Origin of the sequence: Pseudalkalibacillus sp. JSM 102089, assembly GCF_041366475.1 — a bacterium.
Taxonomy (GTDB): Bacteria; Bacillota; Bacilli; order Bacillales; family Guptibacillaceae; genus Guptibacillus; species Guptibacillus hwajinpoensis_B.
This window is the reverse complement of record NZ_JBEWYW010000002.1, coordinates 154,048-169,824: the sequence shown is the minus strand read 5'-3', so window position 1 is coordinate 169,824 and position 15,777 is coordinate 154,048. Positions and strand designations below refer to the sequence as shown.

Annotated in this window: 14 protein-coding genes and 1 riboswitch; of the genes, 13 read left to right on the top strand and 1 reads right to left on the bottom strand. The window is 42.5% G+C overall.

The annotated features are described in order from the left end of the window. Positions 1-50: 50 nt before the first annotated feature. From ABVF21_RS05540 to murQ (ABVF21_RS05490), 11 genes are all read left to right on the top strand, one after another. Positions 51-1,313 carry an exo-beta-N-acetylmuramidase NamZ family protein gene (locus ABVF21_RS05540; RefSeq protein WP_303534333.1) on the top strand — a complete coding sequence of 421 codons (1,263 nt, stop codon included), beginning with the start codon at positions 51-53 and terminating at the stop codon, positions 1,311-1,313. 274 nt (positions 1,314-1,587) lie between these two features. Further along, complete coding sequence (locus ABVF21_RS05535) at positions 1,588-2,988, top strand: PTS transporter subunit EIIC (protein WP_371017662.1); 1,401 nt, start codon at positions 1,588-1,590, stop codon at positions 2,986-2,988. Positions 2,989-3,009: 21 nt separating this feature from the next. Then, positions 3,010-4,077 (top strand): DUF871 domain-containing protein, encoded by a 1,068-nt coding sequence (locus ABVF21_RS05530; protein ID WP_371017661.1) that lies wholly within the window; start codon positions 3,010-3,012, stop codon positions 4,075-4,077. 4 nt (positions 4,078-4,081) lie between these two features. Beyond that, positions 4,082-4,987, top strand: coding sequence for an N-acetylmuramic acid 6-phosphate etherase (gene murQ, locus ABVF21_RS05525; protein ID WP_371017660.1), 906 nt, complete (start codon positions 4,082-4,084; stop codon positions 4,985-4,987). 72 nt (positions 4,988-5,059) lie between these two features. Next, positions 5,060-5,911: a MurR/RpiR family transcriptional regulator gene (locus ABVF21_RS05520; RefSeq protein WP_283153521.1), complete on the top strand. Its 852-nt coding sequence runs from the start codon at positions 5,060-5,062 to the stop codon at positions 5,909-5,911. Beyond that, on the top strand, positions 5,904-6,923 hold the full coding sequence (locus tag ABVF21_RS05515; protein ID WP_371017659.1) for a serine hydrolase domain-containing protein: 1,020 nt from the start codon (positions 5,904-5,906) through the stop codon (positions 6,921-6,923). Before ABVF21_RS05520 ends, ABVF21_RS05515 begins: the two co-directional genes overlap by 8 nt. 25 nt (positions 6,924-6,948) lie before the next feature. Next, positions 6,949-8,217: an ABC transporter substrate-binding protein gene (locus ABVF21_RS05510; protein WP_371017946.1), complete on the top strand. Its 1,269-nt coding sequence runs from the start codon at positions 6,949-6,951 to the stop codon at positions 8,215-8,217. 15 nt (positions 8,218-8,232) lie between these two features. Further along, on the top strand, positions 8,233-9,183 hold the full coding sequence (locus ABVF21_RS05505; RefSeq protein ID WP_226615407.1) for a carbohydrate ABC transporter permease: 951 nt from the start codon (positions 8,233-8,235) through the stop codon (positions 9,181-9,183). A gap of 12 nt (positions 9,184-9,195) precedes the next feature. After that, the gene (locus ABVF21_RS05500; RefSeq protein ID WP_226615406.1) at positions 9,196-10,020 is read left to right on the top strand and encodes a carbohydrate ABC transporter permease; all 825 of its coding nucleotides are present in this window, start codon (positions 9,196-9,198) and stop codon (positions 10,018-10,020) included. Further along, positions 10,007-10,975 carry an N-acetylglucosamine kinase gene (locus ABVF21_RS05495; RefSeq protein WP_371017658.1) on the top strand — a complete coding sequence of 323 codons (969 nt, stop codon included), beginning with the start codon at positions 10,007-10,009 and terminating at the stop codon, positions 10,973-10,975. The genes ABVF21_RS05500 and ABVF21_RS05495 overlap by 14 nt, the downstream gene beginning before the upstream one ends. A 12-nt stretch (positions 10,976-10,987) precedes the next feature. Further along, positions 10,988-11,887, top strand: coding sequence for an N-acetylmuramic acid 6-phosphate etherase (gene murQ, locus ABVF21_RS05490; RefSeq protein WP_371017657.1), 900 nt, complete (start codon positions 10,988-10,990; stop codon positions 11,885-11,887). Between the two features lie 139 nt (positions 11,888-12,026). Here murQ (ABVF21_RS05490) and ABVF21_RS05485 read toward each other — a convergent pair whose 3' ends face one another. Continuing rightward, positions 12,027-12,176 (bottom strand): BH0509 family protein, encoded by a 150-nt coding sequence (locus tag ABVF21_RS05485; RefSeq protein WP_159785356.1) that lies wholly within the window; start codon positions 12,174-12,176, stop codon positions 12,027-12,029. Between the two features lie 393 nt (positions 12,177-12,569). On the opposite strand from ABVF21_RS05485, the gene ABVF21_RS05480 reads away from it, so the two are divergent. Both ABVF21_RS05480 and ABVF21_RS05475 read left to right on the top strand, forming a co-directional pair. Beyond that, positions 12,570-14,564 carry a S9 family peptidase gene (locus ABVF21_RS05480; RefSeq protein ID WP_371017656.1) on the top strand — a complete coding sequence of 665 codons (1,995 nt, stop codon included), beginning with the start codon at positions 12,570-12,572 and terminating at the stop codon, positions 14,562-14,564. 109 nt (positions 14,565-14,673) lie between these two features. After that, positions 14,674-14,782, top strand: a riboswitch (SAM riboswitch). A gap of 170 nt (positions 14,783-14,952) precedes the next feature. After that, positions 14,953-15,759 (top strand): MetQ/NlpA family ABC transporter substrate-binding protein, encoded by an 807-nt coding sequence (locus ABVF21_RS05475; RefSeq protein WP_303534300.1) that lies wholly within the window; start codon positions 14,953-14,955, stop codon positions 15,757-15,759. Positions 15,760-15,777 lie beyond the last annotated feature (18 nt).

Below are 15,777 nucleotides of genomic sequence, written 5' to 3'. Positions count from 1 at the left end.
GGGAAGACTCGTTCTTCCCGATTCTTAAAAAATGGGGAGGCGTTTTAAACATGAAAAAGTGGCTTGTGATGGTGTTAACTACGATGCTTGTCTTATCATCATTATCTGTGGCATTCGCTGATAACAATGGGAAAGGACACGGTCATGATAAACGTAAGAAGTTCAAGCTTGGTGTGGAAGTTCTACTCGAAGATCAAAAAGAGCTTATCGAAGGAAAAAGCGTTGGCCTGATTACAAATCCTACAGGGGTAGATCAGGAGCTTAATAGCATTGTTGACTTGCTTCACAATGATTCCGATGTTGATTTAAAGGCACTTTATGGACCGGAACATGGCGTGCGTGGAAGCGCACAGGCAGGAGAATATGTCGAGTATTATACGGATGAAGAAACGGGTCTACCCGTTTACAGTCTCTATGGATCTACTAAAAAGCCGACGCCAGAAATGCTAGAAGGCATTGATGTTCTACTTTTCGATATTCAGGATGTAGGCACGCGTTTCTATACGTACATTTATACGATGGCCTATGCTATGGAAGCTGCCAGCGAGAATGACATTGAATTTATCGTGCTTGATCGTCCTAACCCTCTCGGTGGGGAAGCGGTGGAAGGTCCCGTTCTTGATGATGAATACGCTTCGTTCGTCGGAAAATATGAAATTCCACTTCGTCATGGCATGACAGTAGGTGAGCTCGCTTCACTTTTCAATGAAGAATTTGAAATCGGTGCTGATTTAACAGTCATCGAAATGGATAAGTGGAAGAGGGATATGTATTACGATGATACGCCACTTGAATGGGTATTGCCCTCGCCTAATATGCCAACGCTCGATACAGCGCTCGCTTATCCTGGAGCTGCCTTGATCGAAGGAACAAATGTATCCGAAGGTCGAGGCACCACAAAGCCATTTGAATTAATCGGTGCACCATTTATTAACGCAACAGAACTTGCCAGTGAACTGAACGAATTGAAACTTCCAGGCGTTGATTTTAGGGCAGCTTCCTTTACTCCTTCGTTTTCGAAGCATGCGGGAGAGTTAACACATGGCGTTCAAATTCATGTGACTGATAAAGAAGCGTTCAAGCCAGTCAAAACAGGATTAAGTCTCGTGAAAACCATTCACGATCTCTATCCTGAAGACTTTGAGTTTCGCGCAGAAAATAGCGCAGGCGTCTCATTCTTTGACCTTCTCGTTGGAAACGGATGGATTCGAGAAGGCATTGAAAATGGAGACAGCGTGAAAAAGATGGAGAAGCAGTGGGAAGATGATTTAAAAGATTTTAAAGAAGTAAGAGAAGACTATTTACTATACTAGATAGATTGTTAAGCACTCGCATAGCGTCGAGTGCTTTTTTTATTTTATGTAATAAAACTTCACAAAAACACTTACATTATTAAATAAAACTTGTTAAACTGAAATTATTAGAAAATTCAATTCGATGTACAGATATAAAGGAGGGGGGATCACGAACGAAATAACCAGGGTTGAGTAGGGCGCATTAGTAGGCAATTATTACATAGCCAGAGGCTCCATCAATATGAGGAAACGGAATACATCACGAAATCATAAGAAGAAATGGGGAAAGCTTGTGAGAAAAGAAGAACGCTTAGCAGGGGAGATTCTACCACATTTAGGTGGACCATCGAACATTAACTCGTTAACAAGTTGTATGACAAGGCTCAGGGTAACACCGATTGATGAAACAAAAGTAGATCTTGATCGATTGAAAGAAATTGACGGCGTGCTTGGCGTTGTGGAAGCTGAAACAATCCAAATTATTTTAGGTCCTGGCATTGTGACAAAGGTAGCAGAAGAAGTTTCAAAGCTGAGTGGTGTTGATGCGGAGGATTTGGAAGATGATGAGAACATTTTTGAAGGACTCGCAGATCAAACAAAATCAGATCTTAAGCAAAAGAATACAACGCCATTTAAGTTATTTTTACGAAAAATAGCTAGTATATTCATTCCACTTATTCCAGCTATCGTTGCGTCAGGATTAATTGCTGGAATAACGAATATTGTGATTCGATCAGGTGTTGATCCGGAAACGTCACTTGTTTCTATTCTAAACTTTATTGGTTGGGGCTTGTTTAGCTACCTTGGCATTTTCGTTGGGATAAACGCAGCCAAGGAATTTGGTGGAACCCCTGCACTCGGCGGTATCGCTGGTATTTTAATCATTAACCCAGCACTTGCTGATATTACGCTTTTTGGTGAACAGCTTGTACCTGGTCGAGGCGGCTTAGTAGGCGTCATGCTTGCAGCGTTTTTCATGGCATGGACCGAGCGCCGCGTGCGTCGTTTTGTTCCATCGTCTCTTGATATTATCGTGACGCCAACGATCTCTGTTTTGATTACGGGATTCGCGACATTAATTGTCCTACAGCCAATTGGTGGATTTGTATCAGACCTTATCACAAAAGGGCTACTAGGATTAATTGACGCAGGAGGTATTTTCTCCGGATTGATTCTAGCAGGAACGTTCCTTCCTCTAGTTGTTACTGGGCTTCATCAAGGGCTTACGCCTGTTCACATGGAATTAATTAACACGATTGGTGATGATCCATTGCTTCCGATCCTTGCTATGGGAGGCGCTGGTCAAGTAGGGGCTGCCTTCGCGATATATTTCAAAACGAAAAATAAGAAACTAAGAAAAGTGATCAAAGCTGGGTTGCCAGTCGGCATTTTAGGTATCGGAGAACCACTGATTTTCGGTGTGACGCTACCACTTGGTCGTCCATTTATTACGGCATGTCTTGGCGCAGCCATTGGAGGCGCGTTTGCTGCATTCTTTAAAGTGGCGACAATTGCGATCGGAGTATCTGGCTTACCGCTAATCTTCCTCGTGAATTCGAATCAAATTTTATATTATATTATTTCTCTCGTTGTTGCTTATTTCTTTGGTTTTGTCTTCACGTATCTCTTCGGGTTTAAAGAAGAAATGACCGTTGCGATTGATAAAGGAGCTTCAAAGAACACAGCTGCATAAGAAAATGGAGGGTCAGATGTCATGCTTGGAATATCTGTTTATCTTGGAAGTGATGGAGGAGATGTTGAGCAACGCTTAGAAAGAGCTAAATCAATTGGGTTCGATGCTATCTTTACATCCCTCCATATTCCTGAAGATGATCATTCGCTCTATCAAACTCGTTTGAAAGAGCTTGGTCAATTAGCAAGGAAATTTGAGATGGAGCTTGTCGCAGATATTTCGCCAGAATCCATTACCCATTTAAATATTCAACATTATGAAGAGTTATTGGACTGGGGAGTGAATGGCGTTCGTCCGGACTATGGTTATACCGATGATCTAATTGTTTCTCTATCTCAGTTGATGAAAGTGGGCTTAAATGCAAGTACTATTTCGAGAGAGGAAATTGAGACGTGGCTTCAAATGGGTGCAAACGTTTCTAACCTCGAGGCCTGGCATAATTACTACCCAAGACCAGAAACTGGATTAGACGTTAATTTTTTTTCAGAACGAAATCGCTTATTTAAAGAATATGGCATTCAAACAATGGCGTTTATTCCAGGCGATCAAAACCTTCGAGGACCGATTTACTCTGGCCTTCCAACGCTTGAGAAACATCGTTCTATGTCTCCTCATATGGCCTGTGCTGAGCTACTTTATCATTATCAAGTTGATAAAGTTCTGATAGGAGATATTTCAGTCAGTGATAACCAATTAGAAAAGCTTTCACTCCTTGCAAAAGGAGTGATTCCGCTTGAGGTTTCGAAAGTGGATGATCAGTTTGATAGTTTTCATGTGAAGGGAAAACATAAGAACCGTCCGGATCCAGCGCGGGATGTGATCCGTTCAGTAGAGTCGAGACAGTTACAACATCGTCCTGAACCAATACCTTCATTAAAAAGAAAACGCGGCGCCATCACGATTGATAATATGAACTATGGCCGCTATGCTGGTGAAATTCAGCTTGTAAAGCACGATCTTCCGGAGGATGATCGTGTGAATGTTATTGGAAATGTGATTAGAGAAGATTTGCCTCTATTAAATTACATTGGGGCATCTCAACCGTTTGAATTACTTTTGAAAATTGATGCTACTCATGAAAGGAATTAACACAATGAATTTAAATAACATCCAGACCGAGCGTAGAAATCAAAACACACTGAACATTGATCAAATGACAACACATGAAGTTCTTACCATCATAAACGAGGAAGATCATGTTATACCAGACGCTATTAAAGAAAGCCTACCAGTTATTGAACGTCTTGTTGATCGAATTGTAGATGCCTTTCAACATAATGGTCGCTTAATTTATGTGGGGGCAGGGACGAGTGGGAGACTTGGCGTTCTTGATGCCTCTGAATGCCCTCCAACGTTCGGAACGCCGTCAAATCAGGTGATTGGTGTGATCGCGGGTGGCGATAAAGCTCTTCAATATGCGCTTGAAGGTGCTGAGGATGATGAAGAGCAGGCTGTCTTAGATATGAAAGAGCTGTCGCTTACGAAGGAAGACGTGATCGTAGGGATTGCAGCTAGTGGACGCACACCTTATACGGTAGCTGCAATGGCTTATGCCAAAGAAATTGGTGCAACGGTTGGGGCGGTTACGTGTAGTAAAAATACAAAGATGGAAGAAGTGGCTCACCACAGCATCGTTGCGAATGTTGGACCAGAAGTTGTCACTGGATCGACGCGGATGAAAGCGGGGACAGCCCAGAAGCTTGTATTAAATATGCTAACGACTGCTTCGATGATTAAAATTGGAAAAGTTTATAGCAATTTGATGGTTGATGTTGTACCAACAAATAGTAAACTCGTGCAGCGTGGTAAGAACATTGTTGCAGAAATTTCAGGTGTATCTGCTGAGGAGGCGGAGAAAGCTCTTGAAGAATACGGATCAACGAAAGGAGCGATTCTTTCGTTACTAACAGGATTAAAAGGAGAAATCGTTCATTCGACATTAGAAAGGTATGATGGGCATTTGCGAAAAGCGATTGAATCTGCTTTTGTGACAAGCTAAGGTAAGAATCGCTAAATAAGATATGCTAAAATGAAATGATTGAAAATCTATTCAGGTAAAGGTGGGCTAGGAATGAACGGAGGCCTGATCAGTATTCAGGAATCAATCACTTCATTAAAACCTTCAGAACGAAAAGTAGCGGAATACATCATTCATTATCCGGAAGAAGTAATCAACCTTTCCATTCAGAAACTCTCGAAACGAACAGAAGTGAGTGAAGCGACAATTATCCGCCTTGCTCGAACGTTGAACTACAAAGGGTTTCAAGAATTGAAGCTTCGAATCGCGGGTGATCTTGCAACGAAGCAGACGAGCAAATCTTATCAAGAAATATCGATTGATGGGACGGTGGATTCGTTTATTGAAAATGTATCAAACAATAATATTCAATCGATTAATGATACAATTTCTGTTCTATCAAAAGAGGAAGTAGAGAAAGCAATCACTGTTTTAAGTCGTGCGAGGAAAATTGCGCTGTATGGTATTGGAGCATCAGGATTAATTGCCCAGGATTTCAAACAAAAACTTTCTCGTATTAATCGCTGGTGTGAAGCTGCAGTCGATTATGATACACAAGGGACGATTAGCGCAAACCTAGGAGAAGCTGACGTTGTTTTCGGCATTTCTTATTCTGGCCAAACAAGAGACATTATTGAATCTCTGAAAATCGCAAAAGACAATGGTGCCACTGTGATTACTTTAACCAAATACGGTACAAATCCAGTTTCTGACCTCGCTGATATTAAGCTTTTCACAAGCTCTCTTGAAAAGAGCATTCGAAGTGGTGCGATGAGCTCACGTATTTCTCAACTGAACGTCATTGATATTTTGTATGTTGGCATGACCAGTCGAAACTACGATGAGAGCGTTGCTGCACTTGAGCGAACGCGAAAAGCAGTTGAGGTTGTGAAGAAGCATGTATGACTTTGATGCTTACTTAAAAACATTAATTGACGAAAAGGAGCTCCCTGGCGCTGTTCTTCATGTTCAACATAAAGGGAGCACTGTTTTTCATCAAGCTTACGGTCGTTTTCAAGACAAGATACAACTTTCTCACACCATGAATACCACAACGCTTTTTGATATAGCCTCCCTAACAAAAGTGGTGGCAACCCTTCCTTCTATCTTATGGCTGATCGAAAACACGTCAGTTGAATTAAATCACACCATTCAAACCTACATCCCAGAATTGAACCATTCAGATATCACGATTTACCAAGCACTTACACATACAACAGGCTTACCTGCAGACATCGATCCGCCTTTTCAACGAGCCGATAATCGGTTGATTTTGCAAGAAGTTGTCAACGCAGATCTTATCCATCAACCAGGGAGAGTTGTGCAGTATAGTGATCTAGGCATGATTTTACTTGGAGAAGTAATAGAGCGTGTGAGCGGCGTGGATTTACCTACCTTCACGAATACTAAACTCTTCAAGCCATGGGGGTTAACGAAAACGATGTTCAATCCTCCGCAACACCGAGAAATCGCTTCAACAGAATGGCATAACGATCATTACGTTCAGGGGGAGGTGCATGACGAGAAAGCGCTCCACCTCGGCGGAGCAAGCGGAAGTGCAGGTGTATTTTCTATAGCTCAAGATGTCGGAAAATTCGGTGGATATTTCTTGTATCCAGAAACGCAGCAGGTGCTGTCACCGGAAACGATTAGGAATGCTAGAAAGCATGTGATACAAAATCGTGGGCTTGGCTTTGAGGTGTGGGACGGAGAAGGAAAGACATTATCATGTGGAAGGAGGTGGTCAGAAGGAAGCTTCGGCCACACAGGGTTTACTGGTACTAGTTTATGGATTGATCCTAAAAAAGAGCTGATCGTCACTTTTCTAACGAATATCGTGCATTACGGAAGAAACCACAACATGAGACAGATTAGACCTCATCTTCATTCTTTGATTCGTGAATCTTTTACTAATTAAATGAGGGGGAAATATTTTGGATAAAATGAAAGCGTTTACTTTTTCTGGTTTTCTAGCGTTGATTCTTGTTCTATCTGCGTGTAGCTCAGAAAGTGGTGGGAATTCGGGAGACTCTGAAGCAAGTGAAGATAGCGTTACGATAACGATCGGAAGCTGGAGAACAGAAGACAAAGCAAGCTATCAAAAAATGATTGATGCTTTTAATGAAGAAAATCCGGACATTAACGTGGAATTCAAGCCTTCAAAGAATACGGAGTATAACACGATCTTAAATACGGCCCTTCAAAGTGGGGAAGGTCCTGATATCATTCACCTTCGCCCTTATACACCGGGCATCGAGCTTGCGGATGCTGGATATCTTGAGCCGCTGGATGATCTGGAAGGACTAGATCAATATCCAGAGGAAACCCTTGCCGCTTCGAAAGGATCTGATGATAAGCAGTACGGTGTGCCGCTAAATATGAGCACGACGCAAATGTTCTACAACAAGAAAATGTTTGAAGAAATGGGTCTTGAAGAACCGCAAACATGGGAAGAGTTCATGACGCTAAATGAAAAAATAATGAAGGAAGGTACTACACCGATCGCTCTTGGAACAAAGGAAGGGTGGCTCTTATCATTATCGCATGGAATTATTGGTCCAGCTCACTATGGTGGTAATGAATTTGTTGATCAAATTACAGCTGGTGAGACGGATTTTACAAGTGATGAATTTCAAAGTTCGATTGACGCGATGGATGAACTGAAAGAATTTTTCCCTGAAAATTACGAAGGTCTTGGAATGGAAGATATTCGTACGATGTTCTTTACAGGTGATGCAGCGATGTTCCCACTTGGAAGCTGGGAAATTGAAGTGCTACGTGAAATGAATCCTGATCTTGAACTTGGTTTCTTCCCGATGCCGTCTGCTGTAGGAAAAGAACCTACGATTACAACTTGGGTAGATGGATCGTATGCAATCAATGCAAGCTCGGAGCATAAAGATGCCGCGAAGAAATTTCTTCAGTTTATGACAACAGAAGAGTTTGGCACGATGTTCACAGAAGAATTTAAAATGATCAGCGCAATCCCTGGTATTGAGTCGGAAGATGAACTTGTCAATGCGCTTGGAAAAGCAGCAGAAGAACAGTCAACACCGTACATGATGCTCGTTCATTTCGCTGGTGGAAATCCTTCCACAAAAGCGACGATCGAAACAGAGCTTCAGGGGATGTATCTTGGTGAACGTACACCGGAGGAAGTAGCAAAGACTATTCAAGAAAGCGCACAGTCCTGGTATGAGCCACTACAGTAATAAGGGGCGGAAAATATGAAACTAGCTACAAATTCAATCGTGAAAATCAAAAAAGAAAGGAACTGGAAAAGGTGGACCATCCACCTTTTCCCGATTCCTGCCCTGATTATATATGGGCTTTTCATCGTTTATCCTTTGTTTGCCGCCTTAACCTACAGCTTTTTTGATTGGAAAGGAATTGTACGTGGGGAGTTCGTTGGGCTGAAAAATTTTAAAGATCTGTTTACGCTGGAGCCTTTTTCGGGACTATTTTGGGGTGCGTTTGGCCATAACATTCTTTATTTTGTACTACAGATGATTTTCCAGAACGGCCTTGCTTTTGTACTTGCCTATATTATTTATAAAAAAGTGAAGGGATCGGAATTTCTTAAAATTGCTTATTTCCTGCCGCGACTTCTATCCGTCATCGTTGTCGGTTTTCTCTGGAAGCTGATTCTAAATCCAAACTACGGTGCACTGAATGTGATACTTGAAAAGCTCGGTTTGGAACAGTTTCAAAAAGCGTGGCTTGGTGATCCAGATACAGCTTTGATTTCTATTATTCTCGTTAACTGCTGGTATGGTATTGGGTTCGGTGTCCTTATTTTTCTTGCCGGTCTTCAGTCGATCCCGAAGGAACTGTTCGAAGCAGGTAAGCTTGATGGCGCAGATGGTTTGTCGATGATACGTAAAATCGTGCTTCCGTTAATGGTTCCTTCGTTCATGATTATGACGGTCCTCACATTTATTCAGTCATTTGAAGCGTTTGAACTCGTCTACGCGATGCAGGGATCGCAGGGAGAACCTTACCATTCTACTGATACGCTTGCGATTTACTTTTATCGTCTCGCATTCGGAGGTTCTGCAGGAGGATCGACAACGGCAGTCGGATTAGGATCAGCACTTGCGGTTGTGCTATTTCTCTTTATCTCATTCTTTACCGCACTCTATTTACGCTATATGCAGAAAAAACAAGTGGACATGTAAGGAGGCGATACTATGAACCATACGATTTGGACGAGACCGTTTTACTATGTATTTGCTTTTCTCATCGCATCCATTAGCATCTATCCGATTCTATTAATGATCCTTTCTTCCTTTAAAACAAGCGCGGAGATTTTCACAAGTCCACTCTCATTCCCGAAGACGTTCACGCTTGATACGTATCGGAACTTACTAGAGATCATACCGTTTACAACGTATTTCATGAATAGCGTGTTTGTGAGCGTTGTTTCTGTTCTATTAATTTTGATTACCTCGTCACTTGCCGCCTTCTATATCGCACGCTTCACGTTTGTATGGAATAACATCATCTTCTTTTTCTTTCTGATGGGAATGATGCTTCCGATCAAACTAGGCATCGTGCCGCTGTTTATTTTAATGAAAGATCTCAATTTACTAAACTCGCTCTGGTCACTGATCTTTATGTATGTTGCCACGGGAATTCCACTGTCGATTTTGATTTTGACAGGATTCTTCCGAACAATGCCTCGTGAACTAGAAGAAGCGGCCCGTATTGATGGAGCGGGAAACCTTCGTATTTTATGGAGTGTTGTGCTACCACTGATGCGACCGGCGCTTGGAACTGTGATGATCATCCAATTTATCCAGGCCTGGAACGATTTTTTCTTCCCACTTATTTTTATTACCGATGACATGAAAAAGACAATCCCAGTGGGCATGCTTTCCTTATTTGGCGAATACTCTGCAGATTGGGGAGCCCTTTTTGCCGGTTTGACCCTTGCGTCACTTCCGATGATTGTCCTCTTCTTCATCGCATCAAAACAATTTATGGAAGGACTTACTCAAGGTGCAATCAAATAAGCGATTCTACATTGGCATAGACGGCGGAGGAACGAAAACTCTAGGATTATTGTGCAATCAAAACGGAGTGATTTTAGCTAAAAGTACGGCTGGTTCGACAAATCTAAAATCTCGCGCAGAACAAGAGGTGCGATCTGCCATTCATCACGTGATCACGGAATTAACGTCGGGATTAAAAGATGGAAAGCTTGCAGGAATCTTTGTTTCAACGGCGGGGGGTGACCGAGAAGAGGATCAGAAGCGATGGGAAAGATGGCTGAGGGAGAGGCTTCCGAGTTTTGAAGGGATTCTCAAAGTTAAGAACGATGCTTACGGTGCGCTTGCAAGCGGTACATTTTCGATGGAAGGGACCGTTCTTATTGCGGGTACTGGTTCGATTTCCTATTCGATCGATGCAAATGGTTCCCGTCGTGTGGGAGGCTGGGGCTATTTGTTTGGTGATGAAGGAAGCGGCTACGATATTGGGCGGAAGGCGCTCCGGACAGTTGCGATGATGCATGATGGAAGAATGATGTTGGACGAAGCTTTTTGTAGTAACATCCTTTCCTTCTTACAGGTAAACGGTGCGCCTGAAATAATTACGGCGATTTATGAGGATTCCTATGCGCGTATGAAAATCGCTTCTGTTGCTGAGAAGGTCATCAAGCTTGCAGAGCGACAAAATCAAACGGCGTTGAAGATCGTTCAGAGAGCTTTTGAGAGTTTGAGTGAATTAGTTCGTGCCATCGAGATTAGGGGCAGTCAACTAGTGATTTGCGGAGGGCTAATGCAATCCTCCTTCTTTCGAAATGGGTTTCTTGAAGAATTGAAAACAAGAGGGGTAAGCGATGTGTATTATCCTAACTTATCTCCAGCTGTAGGGGCATGTATTTGTGCGCTACTTTGTTGTGGTGTACCGCTCACAGAGGAACGGAAAGCAAATCTGATGTCGTCTCATCACGTAATGGACGGCTAAACTAGGGGAGAGATGACGTTGACAGACGTGAATGAGATGAAGACAGAAATGCGTAATGCAAAATCGGAACATCTGCACCAATTTTCAACGCTTGAAATAATCGAGCTGATGAACGAAGAGGATGGGAGCGTAGCTGGAATTGTGAAAACCGCCCTTCCCGAGATTGAGAAAGTGGTTGATCATGCTGTTGCTGTGATGAAAAAAGGAGGAAAGCTCTTTTATTTTGGAGCTGGTACGAGCGGGCGTCTCGGCGTGTTAGATGCTTCTGAGTGCCCGCCGACATTTGGTGTTGCGGCTGACCTAGTGAATGGCATAATTGCTGGAGGAGACCGAGCGCTCAGGTATCCAATCGAGGGGGCCGAAGATAGTCGGGAAGCGGGGGGAGAGGATGTACGGAAGCATGTATGTGCACACGATTTAGTCATTGGTATTGCTTCAAGCGGAAGAACCCCTTATGTGCTTGGTGCTATCGAAGAAGCGAATAAAATGGGTGTAGTGACAGCAGGGATCTCGTGTAATACAGGTGCGTCGCTTTCAAAAATGGTTACATACCCGATTGAATTACCAGTAGGTCCCGAAGTGGTGACAGGTTCAACTCGACTAAAAGCAGGAACAGCACAGAAGATGGTATTAAATATGATTACGACAGCATCGATGATCAAGCTTGGGAAGGTCTATCGTAATTTAATGGTGAACGTTCAAGCATCGAATGAAAAGCTACGGAAGCGAACAGTTTCGATTATTCAGGAGTTAACGAGAGTGAGTGAAGAAGAAGCTGCACGCTACAGTGAACAGGCAGAAGGTGATGCGCGGGTAGCGGTGCTGATGATTTTGCGGAGAGTTGATGCGGATCGAGCGAGGCGACTGCTTGAGGAGAAGGATGGGGATTTTGTGGCTGCGATGGAGGGATGAAGATAGGTAAGGGGGCAGGTGCGTTACCGGTGACGTACCTGACCCCTATTAAATACATCTGTTTTCTCAACAAAGACACATCGCATTCTTTCTATTAAAACAGCCCCTGCGGAGTTACCGCAGGGGCTGTAAATATTTATTACATCATTAAGTCCGCTGGTGAGTCATCAAAGTAGAGCCAGTGAAAATATTCTACTTCCGCATCAGACATTCTCAGAACTTCTTCTCTGTTCATTGTCGTTTTGTCGCACAAAAGATCAATAAATTGGTTTCGTGCTTGCTGGCTCATTGTAAATCCTCCCTGTATTTTAAGCGGCATTCCCTGTTTCGTAACCGCTTTCAATTTGTTAATTTTATTATACATCTCACAATGAGATGATTCAAATACCAAAATGAGATATATTGCAGGGAACCGATGTGAAATTGCTATGAAAGTGAGCGGAAGTTCAATGAATAAGAGTTATGAAGGGAATGTATGTTCTTGTTTTGTTGGTTTTAATTGAAAAAAATGTGTATTTTGGTTGTTTCCTCCTTTTTAACAAACTTGATGAAGTGATCTTTACTTTAGAAGGGATGGTTAGAATCAGAATTAGAGATGGATTTAGAGGGAGATTTGCCCGCTCTGCAGGAGTTTTTTCCTATTCAATGGAAGTAGAGAAGATGTAGAAAGGGAGTGTGGATGATGGAAATTGGAAGTGACAAGAAACAAAAGAATTTGGAAGAAAGCCTTTATGATTTCACTTTTGTTGGTGATCCCCAACTTTCACCTGATGGGAGCTACGTTGTTTATGTAAAGAAAGTGATAAATGAGGACAAAGAATATACTTCAAATTTAGTCATAGTAAATCGCGATACTGGAATTGAGCATGATTGGACATATGCTTCTGGGGAGAAAAAAGATCACTCTCCGCGCTGGTCGTCTGATGGGAAGACGATTGCTTTCGTTTCGAATCGATCAGGAGAAAATCAAATATGGCTTATCTCAACTGATGGTGGCGAAGCGCGACAACTATCTGATTTAAAAAGTGGTGTTTCCGCTCCTGTTTGGAAACCCGATGGTTCTTCGCTACTTGTTTTAAGTAAGGATACAAAAGAGAAAGAAGAAGGACGTAAGCCTCTCGTTGTGACTGACTTACAGTATAAAGCAGACGGGAGTGGTTTTCTTGACAATAACTTTTTGCAAGTTGTCTTGATCGAGGTAACCTCAGGTGAAAAGAGAATAGAATGGCTTACAGATGCACCATTTAATCATTCTAGCCCTAACTGGTCACCGGATGGACAATCCATTGTATATGTGAGAGATCGATGTGAAGAACAGGGGTCCTACATGCGAGCCGACATCTTTATTCAGGGTCTGAATGAAGGATCAGAGCCTGAGCAGTTAAATCGTGAAGGTGGGAGCTTTAGCACGCCGAACTGGTCACCAGATGGGAAGAAGCTCTCATTCATTGGGCATAACTTTGAGCATGAAGGAGCTACGTTAAATAAAATCTGGACTGTTGATATAGCGAAAAAAGAGTTTACTTGTTTAACAGAGGATGTGGATTTAGAGTGTTCGGATGTATTGATTTCAGATATGCACTGGGGCGGCGCTTCTCCTGGTGCGATGTGGAGCCAAAATGGAGATGGACTCTATTTTCTTGCTAGTAAAGAAGGAAACACTGGTGTTTATTTTGTCGGAGAAGATTGCACGGTTCGACAAATAACGGGTGGTGACAGGCACCATTACGCGTTTCACTACTTGCCAGGCGCGAATGAAGCGGCTGTTGCAATTAGCGATCCACTTAACATTGGCGATATTTATACGCTTTCGTTTCATGGCGATCGAGTAAATGAACAGTGTTTGTCTCAATCAAATGCTGACGTTCTCGAAAGCTTGGAGCTCTCGACACCAGAAATGTTTACATACGCTGGGAAAGACGGTTTGGAGATTCAGGCCTGGCTCATGAAACCAAATGATTATCAGGAAGGTGAGGGATATCCTCTTATTCTTGAAATTCACGGTGGACCGCATATGATGTATGGTAATTCATTTATGCACGAATTTCAGCTTCTTGCAGCAAAAGGATATGTTGTCCTTTATACGAATCCACGTGGTAGTCAGGGTTATGGACAAGAGTTTGTAAATGGCTGCCGAGGAGATTATGGTGGAGGTGATTATGAGGATTTGATGGCGGGTGTTGATGTCGCGTTGGACAAGTATTCCTTTATTGATGAAGCTCAACTTTTCGTGACGGGAGGCAGCTACGGTGGCTTTATGACGAACTGGATTGTTGGGAAAACCGATCGATTTAAAGCAGCGGTTACCCAGCGCTCCATTTCGAATTGGCAAAGTTTCTATGGTGTTAGTGACATCGGATACTTTTTCACAAAGTGGGAAGTTGGAAGTGATTTAGATGAAAACCCTGCTAAGCTATGGCATCATTCACCGCTTAAGTATGTGGACCAAATCGAAACCCCACTTTTAATTCTTCATAGCGAAAATGATTATAGGTGCCCTATTGAGCAAGGAGAGCAGTTATATGTGGCTTTAAAGCATCGTGGGAAGGAAACGATGTTTGTAAGATTCCCAGATTCTGATCATAATTTATCAAGAAGCGGTCATCCAGAACTACGAGTGGAACGACTTAAGCATCTAGGAAACTGGTTCGACAATTACCTAGAAGGAAGGCAATAAGAAATCTTTCGACAAATATCGGGCGGTGACAGGCACTTTTTGAGATCTTCCCTTGACGCCCTTCGAGAAAGATACTATACTATTGAAAATAGTTAAATAATATTGAAAACTCTTATCAAGAGTGGCAGAGGGACTGGCCCTGTGACGCCCAGCAACCATCTCAGTTCGTGAGAAAGGTGCTAATTCCAGCAAACGAGCAATCGTTTGAAAGATGAGAGAGAGTTCAGCACTGCTGATAATGATGAAATGATACTACTCTCTCTGTACTTTACAGAGGGAGTTTTTTTTATTGGGAGGGGATTTTAGCAGGTCGAAGTACTTTTTCGCTTTTATGTTTTAGTGCTGAAACGCTTTATATTACTATATGAATTTTAAAGGAGATTGAGAAATGAAGAAATCATTGTATCTATTTGGTGCACTTATTTTAGTCTTTTTGGCAGGTTGTTCAGGGAATGAGGCTTCTGGGGGTTCAGAAGATGACCCACTGAAGGTAGGGGTAACGGCTGGTCCGCATGAAGATGTGATGAATAAGGTGAAGGAACTCGCAGCGGAAGACGGGTTTGAGATTGAAGTGATTGCGTTTAATGATTATGTGATGCCAAATACAGCCCTTGATGAAGGAGAATTGGATGCGAACGTATTTCAGCACGAACCTTATTTGAATGATTATGTAAAAGAAAGAGGACTCGATCTTTCCAAGGTAGCAACTACGATTACTTTTCCAATGGGAATTTATTCTGACAAATATAAGAGTCTTGATGAATTGCAAGAAGGCGACAAAGTTGGCTTACCTAACCATTCAACAGGCGAACCGAGAGCGCTAATGTTGTTTGAGCAAGCTGGCATTATTGAGTTGAAAGATGGCGTTGGTGTTAAAGCAACGATCAAAGACATTGAGAAGAATCCTTACAATCTCGAGTTTGTTCCATTAGAAGCTTCACAAATTCCAAGACAGCTCGGTGAGCTTGCGATTGCAGCAATTAATACGAACTTTGCAATGGAAAGTGGACGCGTACCGAAAGAAGATTCGCTTGAAATGGAACCAGAAGATTCCCCGTGGGTGAACGTGATTGCAACACAAACAGAGAACAAAGATGATGAACGTATTCAAAAGCTAGTGAACTACTATCAATCAGATGAAGTGAAGCAATTTATCCAGGACGAATTTAACGGTTCTGTAGTTGCATCCTGGTAATTCGAAAGAGGAGTGAGC

What these genes read in the sequence shown, in the direction of transcription:
- ABVF21_RS05485 (WP_159785356.1), bottom strand. Translation starts at nt 12,176, where the DNA reads ATGAGCCAGCAAGCACGAAACCAATTTATTGATCTTTTGTGCGACAAA.
- ABVF21_RS05500 (WP_226615406.1), top strand. Translation starts at nt 9,196, where the DNA reads ATGAACCATACGATTTGGACGAGACCGTTTTACTATGTATTTGCTTTT.
- ABVF21_RS05530 (WP_371017661.1), top strand. Translation starts at nt 3,010, where the DNA reads ATGCTTGGAATATCTGTTTATCTTGGAAGTGATGGAGGAGATGTTGAG.
- murQ (WP_371017657.1), top strand. Translation starts at nt 10,988, where the DNA reads ATGACGTTGACAGACGTGAATGAGATGAAGACAGAAATGCGTAATGCA.
- ABVF21_RS05520 (WP_283153521.1), top strand. Translation starts at nt 5,060, where the DNA reads ATGAACGGAGGCCTGATCAGTATTCAGGAATCAATCACTTCATTAAAA.
- murQ (WP_371017660.1), top strand. Translation starts at nt 4,082, where the DNA reads ATGAATTTAAATAACATCCAGACCGAGCGTAGAAATCAAAACACACTG.
- ABVF21_RS05505 (WP_226615407.1), top strand. Translation starts at nt 8,233, where the DNA reads ATGAAACTAGCTACAAATTCAATCGTGAAAATCAAAAAAGAAAGGAAC.
- ABVF21_RS05540 (WP_303534333.1), top strand. Translation starts at nt 51, where the DNA reads ATGAAAAAGTGGCTTGTGATGGTGTTAACTACGATGCTTGTCTTATCA.
- ABVF21_RS05510 (WP_371017946.1), top strand. Translation starts at nt 6,949, where the DNA reads ATGAAAGCGTTTACTTTTTCTGGTTTTCTAGCGTTGATTCTTGTTCTA.
- ABVF21_RS05480 (WP_371017656.1), top strand. Translation starts at nt 12,570, where the DNA reads ATGGAAATTGGAAGTGACAAGAAACAAAAGAATTTGGAAGAAAGCCTT.
- ABVF21_RS05475 (WP_303534300.1), top strand. Translation starts at nt 14,953, where the DNA reads ATGAAGAAATCATTGTATCTATTTGGTGCACTTATTTTAGTCTTTTTG.
- ABVF21_RS05515 (WP_371017659.1), top strand. Translation starts at nt 5,904, where the DNA reads ATGTATGACTTTGATGCTTACTTAAAAACATTAATTGACGAAAAGGAG.